The organism is Roseivirga sp. BDSF3-8 (genome assembly GCF_041449215.1).
Classification (GTDB): domain Bacteria; phylum Bacteroidota; class Bacteroidia; order Cytophagales; family Cyclobacteriaceae; genus JBGNFV01.
Window position 1 is genome coordinate 2,601,063 of sequence record NZ_JBGNFV010000001.1, and the last position, 13,540, is coordinate 2,614,602.

7 protein-coding genes are annotated in these 13,540 nt (G+C 48.5%); 5 read left to right on the top strand and 2 right to left on the bottom strand.

Annotated elements, in window-relative coordinates; all coding sequences use genetic code 11:
- Positions 1-189 precede the first annotated feature (189 nt).
- The gene (gene clpB / locus AB9P05_RS10835; RefSeq protein ID WP_371908846.1) at positions 190-2,799 is read left to right on the top strand and encodes an ATP-dependent chaperone ClpB; all 2,610 of its coding nucleotides are present in this window, start codon (positions 190-192) and stop codon (positions 2,797-2,799) included.
- Between the two features lie 76 nt (positions 2,800-2,875).
- Here the strand turns inward: clpB and AB9P05_RS10840 are convergent, their stop codons facing one another.
- Positions 2,876-3,337, bottom strand: coding sequence for a Dps family protein (locus AB9P05_RS10840; RefSeq protein ID WP_371908847.1), 462 nt, complete (start codon positions 3,335-3,337; stop codon positions 2,876-2,878).
- Between the two features lie 1,234 nt (positions 3,338-4,571).
- Between AB9P05_RS10840 and AB9P05_RS10845 the strand changes: the two genes are divergently transcribed.
- The 3 genes from AB9P05_RS10845 (at position 4,572) to AB9P05_RS10855 (ending at position 11,776) form a co-directional block, all read left to right on the top strand.
- A complete protein-coding gene (locus AB9P05_RS10845; protein ID WP_371908848.1) occupies positions 4,572-10,673 on the top strand; it encodes an SDR family NAD(P)-dependent oxidoreductase in 6,102 nt (2,033 codons plus the stop codon).
- 65 nt (positions 10,674-10,738) lie between these two features.
- The gene (locus AB9P05_RS10850; RefSeq protein ID WP_371908849.1) at positions 10,739-11,182 is read left to right on the top strand and encodes a lipocalin-like domain-containing protein; all 444 of its coding nucleotides are present in this window, start codon (positions 10,739-10,741) and stop codon (positions 11,180-11,182) included.
- A 183-nt stretch (positions 11,183-11,365) separates the two neighbouring features.
- Entirely contained in the window at positions 11,366-11,776 is a 411-nt protein-coding gene (locus AB9P05_RS10855; RefSeq protein ID WP_371908850.1) for a hypothetical protein, read from the top strand.
- Between the two features lie 55 nt (positions 11,777-11,831).
- On the opposite strand, the gene AB9P05_RS10860 is transcribed toward AB9P05_RS10855, so the two are convergent.
- Positions 11,832-12,434 carry a trimeric intracellular cation channel family protein gene (locus AB9P05_RS10860; RefSeq protein WP_371908851.1) on the bottom strand — a complete coding sequence of 201 codons (603 nt, stop codon included), beginning with the start codon at positions 12,432-12,434 and terminating at the stop codon, positions 11,832-11,834.
- A gap of 123 nt (positions 12,435-12,557) precedes the next feature.
- Here AB9P05_RS10860 and AB9P05_RS10865 point away from each other — a divergent pair, with 123 nt between their 5' ends.
- Positions 12,558-13,505: a GlxA family transcriptional regulator gene (locus AB9P05_RS10865; RefSeq protein WP_371908852.1), complete on the top strand. Its 948-nt coding sequence runs from the start codon at positions 12,558-12,560 to the stop codon at positions 13,503-13,505.
- Positions 13,506-13,540: the final 35 nt, after the last annotated feature.

Below are 13,540 nucleotides of genomic sequence, written 5' to 3' on the forward strand. Positions count from 1 at the left end.
AAGCCGGCTTATCCAGTCGGCTTTTTTTTATGCTGACATAATGACAAATTTTTAAATATTTTTTATAAAAAAGCGTCAAAATGACATTCAATGTGGTGTGTTTTTAGTGAATTCTTAATTGGAACGGGTTTTGAAATACAAATAGCCGAACGAAATAGTTAGCATTTGAAAATCCAATGCCACAGATAGATGAACTTTAATAATTATACCATAAAAGCGCAGGAGGTGATCCAGAAAGCTGCTGAAGTTGCCGGAGGCAATCAGCAGCAGGCTATCGAGCCAGCTCACCTTATGAAAGCCATACTTGCATCCGATGAGAATGTAATCAGCTTCCTTCTCAAAAAAATGGATGCTAACCGTATGCAATTGGAAAACCGCCTTGATGAAATCATCAATGGTTATCCGAAAGTAAGCGGTCAGAACCCGTACCTGGGTAATGATTCTGCTGCGGCTCTGCAAAAGGCCACCAACTACCTGAAGGAGTTCGGTGATGAGTTCGTAGCGGTTGAACATATCATACTGGGCCTCCTGGAAGGTAAAGAGAAGACAGGCCAGGCACTTAAAGATGTTGGTTTTACTAAGGATGGCCTTATCAAAGCGATCCATGAGTTGCGTGGGGGCAGTAAGGTTACCGACCAGAATGCTGAAGCGAAATACCGGAGCCTTGAGCGATACTCGATAAACCTGAACGATCAGGCAAGGGCAGGTAAGATTGACCCTGTCATAGGTCGTGACGAGGAGATACGCAGGGTACTGCAGATACTTAGCCGCCGGACTAAAAACAACCCGATATTACTGGGGGAGCCTGGTGTGGGTAAGACGGCGATTGTGGAAGGGATGGCCCAGCGAATAGTGGATGGAGACGTCCCTGAGAATCTAAAGGATAAGATTATCATTTCGCTGGATATGGGTCAGCTTGTAGCCGGTGCCAAATACAAAGGCGAGTTTGAGGAGAGGCTTAAGGCGGTGATAAAAGAAGTGACTGACAGTGAAGGTCAGATCATCCTCTTTATCGATGAGATACACACGCTGATTGGTGCCGGTGGCGGTGAAGGTGCCATGGATGCAGCCAACTTACTTAAGCCTGCCCTGGCAAGGGGTGAACTGCATGCAATAGGGGCCACTACGCTCAAGGAATACCAGAAATATATCGAAAAGGACAAAGCTCTCGAGCGACGTTTCCAGGGCGTGATGGTGGACGAGCCCGATATTCCTGATGCAATTTCTATCCTGAGGGGTATAAAGGACAAGTATGAGGTGCACCATGGTGTCCGGATCAAGGACGATGCGGTAATTGCTGCCGTAGAATTGTCCCAACGCTATATCAGCGACCGCTTTTTACCTGATAAGGCCATTGACCTCATGGATGAGGCTGCCTCAAAATTACGTATTGAGATAGATTCTTTGCCTGAAGAGCTGGATGAGTTGCAGCGCAAGATCATGCAACTGGAGATAGAGCGTGAGGCCATCAGACGTGAGAATGATAAGGAGAAGGAGAGCTTACTAAATAAAGAGCTCAGTGAGCTTAACGAAAAGCGTAATACGCTGAAAGCACAATGGGAAAATGAGAAAGGGGTGATCAATGGTATTCGTGAAGCCAAGGAGGAAATTGAGCGATACCGGCAGGAAGCCCAGCAGGCTAAGCGTGAGGGAGACTATGCGCATGCCTCGGAACTGGAGTATGCTAAAATTCCGGCTACTGAAAAAAGGCTCGAGGAGCTAAAGAACAAGGTCGGTTCCATGCAGGAGGGTAAAAGTCTGCTGAAGGAGGAAGTGGACGCTGAAGATATCGCCGAAATAGTTGCGCGGTGGACGGGTATACCGGTGAGCCGTATGCTGCAAAGCGAGCGTGAAAAACTTCTGCACCTGGAGGACGAACTCGGCAGGCGTGTGGCAGGACAGGAAGAGGCCATACAGGCTCTGTCTGATGCGGTAAGGAGAAGCCGCGCCGGCCTGCAGGATCCTAAGCGGCCGATCGGCTCTTTCATATTCCTGGGTACTACGGGTGTGGGTAAGACAGAGTTGGCAAAGGCCCTGGCAGAATTCCTCTTCAATGATGACAACGCCATGGTGAGAATAGACATGTCAGAATACCAGGAGCGTCATGCGGTGAGCCGACTGATAGGAGCGCCTCCCGGTTATGTAGGATATGATGAGGGCGGCCAGCTTACGGAAGCTGTGCGCCGTAAGCCTTACAGCGTAATCCTTCTGGATGAGATTGAAAAGGCCCACCCGGATGTGTTTAACATTTTGCTGCAGGTATTGGATGATGGCCGGCTTACGGATAACAAGGGTCGCGTGGCCAACTTCAAAAATACCATCATTATCATGACCACCAATATCGGTTCCGGTCTGATCCAGGAAAGGTTTGAGGGCATGACTGATGAAAACCAGGATCATGTAATAGATGAGACGAAGCAAGATGTGTTTGAGATGCTGCGGAAGAGCGTAAGACCAGAGTTCTTAAACCGTATAGACGAAACGATCATGTTCAGGCCACTGAGCAGACAAGATATTCGTAAAATCGTGAATATACAGTTTAAGCTGGTACAGAAACGTCTGGCTGAAAACGGGATCAAGCTTGAGGCCACTAATGACGTGCTGGATCATCTGGGACGCCTGGGGTACGACCCTCAGTTTGGTGCCAGGCCACTTAAGCGCGTTCTGCAGCGTGAGCTGTTGAATAAGCTGAGTAAGGAAATACTTGCAGGCACTATTGATAAGGACGGTGTAGTAGGTATTTCTCTGAATGATAATGACGAGATTGAATTCCTTAACCTGGACAAGGTGGCTATTTAACCGCGAGTGCTTAGCGTGGATTGTAAAAAAAGCCCGGCTGATTTCAGCCGGGCTTTTTCATTAGCCTAAAATCCAATTAGCTCTTCCAGGAGCGAAACATCCATCTTGTTTTTTCAAACTCCCTGATAAAATCAGACATAAGGGCTGTGGTGCCTTCATCTTCATTTTCTCCTGCTGTGCTTAGCAAAGATCGGAACGAAGCCAGTAAGTGGTCAATATCACTTAGAAGTGACGCTACTGCTTCGGCACCGTCCGAAATATCTGCTTGTGTCTCAAGATTAGCATGAGCGATAAACTCTGTCAGGGTATGGTATGGCCGGTCTCCCAGCGTCAGTATTCGTTCTGCTACGTCATCTGCCTTTTCAGCAGCATCCAGGTACAGGGCTTCGAATTTCTCGTGTAGGGAAAAGAAGTGGCGTCCCTTTATATTCCAGTGGTAGCCACGCAGGTTTTGATAGTAGACCTGCAGGTCTGCGAGTAGTGTATTAAGTTGTTGAGTGGTGGTTTTGGAGGCCACCATAGTTTCGTTGTATGACATCTTTTTAGTTGCTTAATCATTCAAGTATACGATAGTTTTTACCTATTGGTCTTGATTTTTCTATGGATAAAATCTATGGGCTTATAGTTTTTGCCTATTTGCCTAATGGCTTGGGAATGAAGGAGGTGGCCGTGGGAAACTCAATTGGCTCTTTGGGAAAAAACCTTTGGTAAACACCAGTGAATCAGACAATTTCATATTGTCATCGGCGGATGACGTTACAATACGGCGATCGAAACAATTAATATGATGTAAAATCGACTTGTCACAATCTATTCAGAACAAGATGAAAGAAGAAGTGGCCCTTTGCCTTCTGACCTAATTAATGGCAAAGGAGCCCTTCTTCTTTTTATTTATGACCAATAGGTTTTGGGTGTGACTGATCTCATCCTTCCGGTCTTTTTCCCATCCTCCTATTCCTCCGTGACAAGGTGTTTTTTCTTCCCTCGCTCAGTCTCCTTTTTTCATCATTGCGGATTTATTATTTACAAGGACCACCCATAGATAAAGCTGCCTTTATTTGATGTTACTTTCCATAGTATGATCTAATTTGATGGGGGCTCCAGATAGGGGTAACCTCCTGAATCCGCTTAAATGTGTCACCGGCTCCTCTATTATCACATATATTACTTGTTTGATTATGTATGATAAATCCGATGGGGTATAAGGATGAGATTTGATAAGTTAAATTAAACCAGGAAGTTGCCTTGCCTATTTAATGTTATTAAGATTAAAAATAATTTTTCAATGAATTACATTTACTAAAATTTTTTTTTATCAGTAAATGTTACGTAAAACTAACATTTGTTAGAATACAATTCCAGTAAATTTTATTTGTATTGAAATGGATTCTCGATGTTAAAAACGAATTGATATGTTCGTAAGATATTGAAAAATAGCTGCTTAATTTATGGAAACCGATTGTATTTTTTGCTTAAAAAAATCTGTTTAAACACTTATTGATTGCCGGTTTTTAGGGAACTGTATTGTTTGAGGTGGTCAACACTTTTTCAATGTGGAGGTATATGGCGGTGAAATAAGGGTATGAAACACACGTTACTAAATATATAATTTTATTATCCTCAAAAGGTTACTCCTCTTCCGGAATTAATGTTAATTATTACATAATTATAATTCCAACTAAATTCATCAAAGTCATATTAATTTTTAAATTAAAACTATCGGAGGGGTTTTTTTGTATTTCTCCGAGTGTTTGTCCTCAACTTGACTATGTATGAATACTTTGCTAACTCCTCCTATTGCTATTATAGGTGTGTCCTGCCGTTTTCCACAGGCAGAGACTCCTGAAGCATTCTGGAACCTGCTTTCTAAAGGGCTCCAGACGGTAAATGAGCTATCTGATGAAAGATGGCAAATCGATAAGTACTACGATCCGGATAAAGGTGCAGAAGGGAAGACCAATCAAAAGCATGGTAGCCTGCTGTCAAATCCGGATGACTTTGACCCTCTGTTCTTTAATATCTCTCCATCTGAGGCCATGGAAATGTCTCCGAGCCAGAAGCTTATGCTTGAACTGGCCTGGGAGGCGATGGAGTATAGTAATATGCCTCTGCGCAAGTGGCAGGGGAGTGAGACAGGGGTATATGTTGGAAATATCTGGAATGATTTTGAGCATCACCGGAAGCACCTTAATGCCACAGTACGACAGCACAGCGCCATGGGGCAGTCCACAAACCTGATTGCCAATAGGGTATCCTATACTTTTGGGTTTACCGGGCCCAGTTTAGTGCTTGATACGGGCTGTTCTTCCTCATTAGTAGCCCTTCACCTTGGGCTACAGGGACTATGGGAGGGGAGTATTCGCCAGGCCATGGTTGGTGGCATTAACCACACACTGGATATTGACCAGAGTGTGCTGCTATCAAAATTCGGGGGCCTCTCTTCCAAGGGCCGTTGCAGTACCTTTGATGCCGAAGGCGATGGCTTCGTAAGGGGCGAAGGGGCCGGAATGGTCATTTTGAAAAAACTGGAAGATGCCGAAAGAGATGGCGATAATATACTGGCTGTAATAAGGGGCAGTGCCATGAATAATAATGGCTTTAATGCTTCATTGCCTGCCACTAGCGTAAAGGGCCAGCTGGATGTCCTGGAGAGGGCTTATCGTAATAGTGGAATAGCCCCTGGAAAGGTGCATTACCTGGAGGCTCACGGAACGGGGACTAAGCTTGGTGATCCTACGGAATGCAAAGCGCTGGGCACTTTTTTCAGTACGGGAAGAAATGGCCGCCTGCGCCTGGGGTCTGTGAAAACGAATGTAGGGCATACTGAAGCTGCAGCAGGTATGGCAGGCCTGATAAAGGTTATTCTTGCTATGAAGCACAGGCAGCTGCCGGCCAGCCTGAATTACCATACCCCTAATCCGGATATTGATTTTGACGGACTGAAGTTGGAGGTGCAGGCTGAAGCGGGCGACTGGCCGGTGGCTTCGGGTGAGACGATGAAGGCTGGCGTAAACAGCTTTGGATGGGGTGGTACGAATGCTCATGTGGTGGTGGAAGAATACCGTCCTGCCGGAGTGAAAGTAAATCCTGAAAGGCCGAAAGAGCGGGTACATATGCTTCCTGTTTACGCTCGGTCGGCCCAGGCACTGGCAGTCTATGGCAAACGCTACCTGGATCATCTGAACACGCAGGTGAATGGCCACCATGAGGCATTTATGCAATTATGTGAGGATGCTGCCCTGCGTAGTCAGCCAATGCCTTACCGACTGGCAGTATATGGAAGAGACAAAAGGGAGCTGATTAACTGCCTGGAGGAGGCAATTGCAAAAGCGGATAAAGCGGTGGCGGGATCCGGTGGGCCGCATAAATCGGTATTTATTTTTCCGGGGCAAGGCTCACAATGGGCTGGTATGGGAGCGGGGCTTTATGGGTCCGAACCGGTGTTCAGGCAGGCGATCGATGCATGCGAAGAGGCATTTGCTCCTTACGTGAATTGGTCATTGCAAGAGGTGCTGTTTGCGTCACAGGAAGAAAACCGCCTGAATGAGATCGATGTGATCCAGCCTGCTCTTTGTGCGGTGATGATTGCGCTGGCCCGACTTTGGGAGGCTAAGGGTGTAAAGCCGGATGCGGTAGCGGGGCATAGCATGGGAGAGGTGGCAGCGGCTCATATTGCCGGAGCTATCTCGCTGGAGGAAGCTGCCCTTATCATCTGCACTCGCAGCCGTCTTATGAAAACAGTAGCGGGTAAAGGAGGGGCCATGGCGGTGACTGAACTTACTTATGAAGAGGCTGAGGCTACGTGCGGTTATTACAAAGGGCGCCTGTCTGTTGCCGTTAATAACAGTGCTAAAAGCACGGTACTGGCGGGTGATGAAGCCGACATTGAGGAGGTTCTGAAGGAGCTGGAGGCAAGGGGATTGTTTGGTAAAAGGGTCAAGGTGGATGTTGCTTCTCACAGCCCTCAGATGGATCCCCTCATGGAGCCGCTAAGGGATGCGCTGGGTGACCTCAAGCCATCATCAGCGAAGGTTTCACTCTACTCAACGGTAGAGAGTAAATTAATGCCGGGGGAGGATATGGACGCTGCGTATTGGGTAAGTAACCTAAGGGGGACTGTGCGCTACGCTTCTGTCATAGAAAAATTACTATCTGAGGGGTATACTACGTTTATTGAAGTAAGTCCTCACCCGGTGCTTTCTACTCCCACACAGGAAACGGCCAGCGCTCTTGATCATGCCATCATCAGTACACCCACACTGCTCAGAGGTAAGAATGAAGGTGAGATCTTTTACGGCCACTTTGCTGACCTTATGGAAAAGGGTTTTGATCCGGTATGGGAGGTGTTCTATAACATGGAGCGCCCGAATGGGGTGCGCCTGCCATCCTACCCTTTTCAGAGAGAAACGTATGCACTGGAAGATCGCAGTGCGATGAAGAGTAATCAGTCGGAGGGTAAGCATCCGCTGATAGGTGAGCCTTACCAGCTTCCGGGCATGGCAAATACGTGGTATGCTAATGCTGTCATAAGCACGTCAAAGCACCCTTACCTAAAAGACCATGCGGTCAATGATGAGGTGGTGCTACCCGGCGCGGCTTTTGTAGAAATGGCTGTGTCGGTGGGGTGTGAGATATTTGATACCCAAACAATAAGGCTAACCGACCTGGTTTTTGAACAGGCGGTGTACCTGAAGGAGCAGAAAGAGGCCAAAATCTATCTGAAAGTAATGGCCGTGGATACTCAACTGACGGAGTTTATTTTCTACCGCGAAACCGGCCAGGCAGATAATCCTTACAAGCAGCTTTGTAAAGGGCGTATGCAGTTGATGGATGAAGACCAACTGGTGCCTGTATCCTGCCCGCCGGTATCTGAGCCGGTGAGTATAAGTCAGACCAAAGATTTTTACAGGGGGCTCAGGCATGTGGGTCTGGACTACGGCGATCACTTCTGCGGGCTGAGTGCCCTTGGGTACTATGGGGGTAATGAATGGCGGAGCTGGCTGGAACTGACCAGTACGGTAGTGGCTGGCCTGCCAACATACAACCTGCACCCTGCGCTGCTGGATAGCTGTTTTCAGAGTGTATTTGCCGACATGGATACTACAGGGAAAGACCGCTCTGAATGCTCAGCTTTCCTTACCGGCATTGAAAAACTCACCTTTTACACAATGCCGGCTACATTTGATAAGCTGAGGCTTGTGGCGCATTCAGACGATAGGTTGGTGACAGGTGCTAAGGAAAAGTATGCTGTATCGCTAACCCTGTTTGCTGATGACCGGGCGGTATTTACGGCAAGCGGAATAGAAGGAACGGTGATCAATGCAGCTAACAGCACCACGGCTGGTGAAGGACTGTATGAAAAGGCCTGGGTAACTGTAGAACAGCCTGGTATGGCTGCAGTGGAAGGTAGTAAAGATCAATGCTGGCTTTTGATTGGGGATGAAAATTCATTCACAAAAGAGCTGGCCCTGGCTATGGAGCAGGCACAGTTATCTGTGTTCACGGCTATTCCTGGTGAAGAGGTGAGAGTAGAAGAGGGCAGGCAATGGACACTGGACCCTGCCAGGGAAGATCACTATAGGCAGGTGGCGGGAGCCAAAGCATGGACCGGCGTTATACATGCGGCTTGCTTTGGAGATGCTGCGGAAGCTGCTGATCCATTTGATAGCTTCTCCGCCATGAGTCTGATCTATACGGCGAGGGCTCTGAACGCATGTAAGAGCGATGCTACATTATACACCCTATCCCGCGGGTTAATTCCTCTGAAGATGGCTACCGGGCCTGTAAATCTGGCAGAAGCACCGAAAAGCGGTATAGCGCGTGTGATAATGAACGAAATGCCGGAACTGGGCCTGAAGTATATTGACCTGAGTCCAAAGCCGGGTCCGGCCGAAGCGGTGGCGTTGGTAAATCTGCTCAGGGCGGGGGGGGAGATTGAAAGTGAGCTGGCCCTAAGGGGGAGCAAACTGTATGCCCCACGCCTGCGGGCCATGGAGGATGCCGGAAACGGGCATACGGTACAGTATGCAGGAGACGGTACTTACCTGGTTACTGGTTTCCGCGGCCTTGGCTTCAGCTTTATCGAGCAGATGATATCTAACGGGGCCCGTTACCTGCTGCTACTTAGCCGTACGGCTATGGCACCTGCCGAGGTGATGGATAAAATACAGGCTTATCGTAAGGAGGGGGTTCGTATTGAGATTGTACAGGCGGATGTTTCTAATATGGTCTCTTTGAGCGAGAGTGTTAGCCAGGCGGCTACGGGCCTGCCGGTGATAAAGGGGATTGTACATGCTGCAGGAATAATAAGCCCTAATGCGCTAACAGACCTTGACAGGACTGAGCTTTCTCAGATTCTGGCCCCTAAGGCGCGTGGAGCATGGAACCTGCATGAACTAAGTAAAGATTATCCACTGGAGCATTTTATCATGTTCTCTTCTGCCTCTGCCCTGATCGGGCTGGCCGGCCAGGCCAGCTATGTGGCGGCGAATACTTGCCTGGATGCCCTGGCTGACTACCGCAGGGGTCAGGGGCTGCCGGCTACCAGCGTGCAGTGGGGGGTAATAAAAGATGTGGGAATGGTGGCGGATAAGTCTCACCTGCAGCGCTTTGCCGAAGCTGAGGGCTTTGTCTTCATGGAAAGCAAGGCTGCGATGGATTTGTTTGCAGGGGCTTATCATCCGGATATGAGCCGGATAGGTGTCTGTGAGATAAATGGGGAGAAGATGGCCTCGTACTATCCACGGTTTAGCAGGGCTCCTTATTTTGCCGCGCTAATGAATGAGGGGGTGGCCTGTCAGGTGGAAACTGTCAATGTGCCGGCAATGATTGCTACGCTTGAGAGCGCTGAGGAGGGGAAAAACCTTATTCTCAGTAATATGATCGAATGTGTGGCCAATGTGATCAAGTCCAGTCCGGAAAAACTGGATAAATCCATGACCTTTAGTGTGCTGGGTGTGGACTCCCTGATGACGATACAGTTGCGGAACAAAATGGAGAAGAGCCTGGGGCTCAAAATTTCCGTAGCATCTTTCCGGCAGCACCCTACTCTCGGGGAGTTCTCGTCTTTCCTGTATAAGGAGGTGATGAGGTCACTGGAGACCGTATCTGCCGGGGATACGAAAGTGGAGCACCAGTACATCAGGCAGATGAGGGTGCAACGGGAAGCAAAGAACCGGTTGATATGTTTTCACGACGCTGGCGGTGATTCGGGGATGTATGAAGAATGGATTCCACTTTTAGGGCATGATACTGAAATATTGGCTGTAGAACTGCCGGGCCGGGATGGCCAGCCGGTCGCTGGTGAGATGACGATGGTGGAACTGGCAGAAGGTATAACCCACGAGCTGACGCCTTACCTGGACAGGCCTTATATGCTCTTTGGTCACAGTATGGGAGGGGCATTGCTGTACGAGGTTATGCGCAGTATATCTAAGGCAAAGCTGCAGGCTCCGGTACATGTTATGGTCTCCAGTGTACCTATGCCGGATGCCTATGATCGCAGCATTGTGGACTACCGCATGCCGGAAGCACAGCTTACCGGGTTTTATCCTCAACTGAGGTTAGAGAACCTGGGGGGTGATGAGGGCTTACAGCAACGTCTGATCAGTACCATACGGAATGATATGAAAGTACTCACTACCTATGAGTACAGGCCCCAGGAAGCGTGGGCGGCTGATCTCACAGCTTTTGGGGCTGAGGAGGATAACCTGCTTACTTTTGACCAGGTACAAAAGTGGAAGGGGATGACCCGCGGTACTTTCTGCCTGGTGAAGCGGCCGGGAGGACATCGCTACGTGGTGAATGATGCTGACTATCTTACTGGTTACATCAAAGGGATTCTTTCTAAACGATTGACCGAAAAAATACGCTGATACACAAGCCCTCTGTGCCTCCCGGGTACAGGGGGCTTTTCTTTTTGTAAGTTATTATGACAGGAATGGATATACTGGAAAAGATTAAAGGAACCTGGCTACTGGATAGCTGGACGTACCGGGATGGAGGGGGAGATGAGAAGGATTACTTCGGCCCCGGGCCGGGCGGTATACTGATGTTTGACGGCAGAGGCCGGATGAATGTTCAGGTGCACCGGTCTGATAGGAGCAGGTTTGGATCGGAGGGTATTTTAGGTGGAGAACCGGAAGAAATATCTGCTGCTTTCACTTCTTATTTTGCTTACTATGGCACTTATGAAAAAGGGGAAGAACCGGATACGGTTGTGAATATAGTGGAGGGGGCCCTGTTTCCAAACTGGGTGGGAGATAAGCAGGTCAGGTACGTGTCAGTGCAAAATGACTACCTGTTATTAACTACTCCTCCCGTGCTGGCCGGGGAAGAGGTACGTAGGTTTACACTAAAATGGAAACGTTCTGATACTCAATGATAAAATATTGCTGTTTCCTTTGTTGCGATATGGTGCAAATGGGACGATTAATGGCAATTTGACCCCCTTAGGGGCACAATTATGTGCCAATCCGGACGTCGTAAGAATTGATAGTTTACTTACCTGATTAGTTGATATAACGTCTCTACATTTGTTTTATTAACAATTAGCAAAATACCAGATATGGATTCAACAGCTACTGTATCTTCATTCGAGGTGGTCCATTTGGCCAAAAACATTGAGATCAGCTACTCGCAGAAGGATAACCATCTTTACTGCAATTGGCTAGGATTCCAGAACAAACAATTGATCATGGAGTCCGGTGAAACAATCCTTGAAATTGTAAAGGAAAAAGGGGTTACCCACGTATTGAATGACAACTCAAAGGTGACCGGCCCATGGCAGGAAGCTGCCGAGTGGACATCTACTGTGTGGTTCCCTCAAATGTTCGAAGCAGGCCTTGAAAAGTTTGCCTGGATATTTTCAGCAAACATCTTTGCCGAGCTTTCTGCCAAAAAGGCGATGCCTCAAACAGATAACATTAAGTCCTTCAATAATATCCATGACGCCAAAAAATGGCTTGCTGAAGGATAATAAAGAGTTTAATCATTGTGTTAACGGAGCTGCCTTTTTACCGGGGCAGCTCTTTCTATTTGAGGGTAGGTAGTGACAGCTTAAACCTGACGGCCAACAGCCTGATAGCGACTACGAGTGCTATGCATATGAGCATGTTAGGGCTTCGCTCTACTCCAAAGTACTTAAGGGTGAGGTACATTCCTGCACCTGAAAGGCAGGCGGTGGCATAGACTTCCTTTCTGAAGATAACGGGCATCTCGTTAGTGAGGGTGTCACGTATGACTCCGCCCATTACGCCGGTAAACATGCCCATGATCACGGCAATCTCGGCGGTGACGCCGAGGCTCAGGGCTTTTTCCAGCCCGAGGATGGTGAAAAAGGCTATTCCCAGGGAGTCAAATAGCAGAAAGGTTCTGCGCAGCTTGGCTATTACACGGAAGAAGAGGAATGTGGTGGCCACACCTGCTATGATGGCATAGATGAGAAGTACATCGTCTATCCATACGAGGGGGTAGCTTCCCAGGAGGATGTCCCGCAGGCTACCGCCTCCTATTGCGGTGATAAATCCCGTAAAAGCGGCTCCAAACCAGTCCTGATCTTTGTCCTGCACGGCTACGGCTCCTGATACAGCAAAAAAGTATGTTCCAGCTAGCTCTAGTATGTACTGTAAGGTCATCTGTTCTCGCTTAGTCGTGGTATTGCTCCAAATGTAAAGGCTATTGAACGGAAAAGAAGGCTGTCAGGATTCATTTTTTTAAAACCTTATGCCTGTCTACCTTTAAGTGCTTTACAGGACTGTATGATTACAGAAAAAACCATCGTCTTTATCGTGCCGCCACGGGTACATTTACTGGACCTGACGGGGGCGGCTCATATTTTTTATGAAGCGGCAGATATGGGGGCACCGCTTCGTCTGGTGTTTGCTTCTCCGGATGAGGGAGAGATGGTGCAGTCTACGGCAGGCCTGGTACTGGGGCGCTTAGGGCATTTTAGTAACTATACTTTACAGCCGGGGGATTACGTATTTGTGCCGGGGCTTGAATCGGACCTGCTGCTCAGTGAGTCTTTTTATGGAGAACGCAGTGCTTTTTTTGAATGGCTGAGGGAGGCATATGAAGGAGGGGCAAATGTGGCATCTGTATGTACGGGTGCTTTTCTGCTGGCGGCCTCGGGTATACTTGATGGAAAGCTCTGCACGACTCACTGGAAGTTTTACCGTACGATCAGGGAGATGTTTCCGGCTATTGACCTTAAGGAGAACCGGCTTTTTACGGATGCGGGGAGGCTGCTGACGAGTGCGGGGGTGGCTTCGGGCATCGATCTGGCGCTGTATGTGCTGGAAAAAGAGTATGGCACAACGCTGGCGGGACGGGTGGCGAGGGAGGTGGTGGTGTATCACAGGCGGGGAGAGGGGGACCCACAGCTAAGTGTGTACCTGCAATACCGGAATCACCTTAACGGCAGGGTGCACAGGGTGCAGGAGCACCTGAGTGCTCACCTGGCTGAGAAATGTACACTTAGTGACCTGGCTGAGGTGGTGGGGACAAGCTCCCGAAATCTGACGCGGCTATTTCGGGAAACGACCGGAATTACAATCGGGCTGTACCATGAAAAACTGAGGGCAGAGGAAGCCCTGCGGCTGGAAAGACTGGGGCACACGCGGGATTTCATTGCGGAGGCTTGCGGGCTATCCAGTACTAACCAGGTGCGGCATTTATTAAATAAATACCGGGAGGCTATGGCCTGACGGGTAGGTGCGCTATGATTTTGTAAGCGATTGTA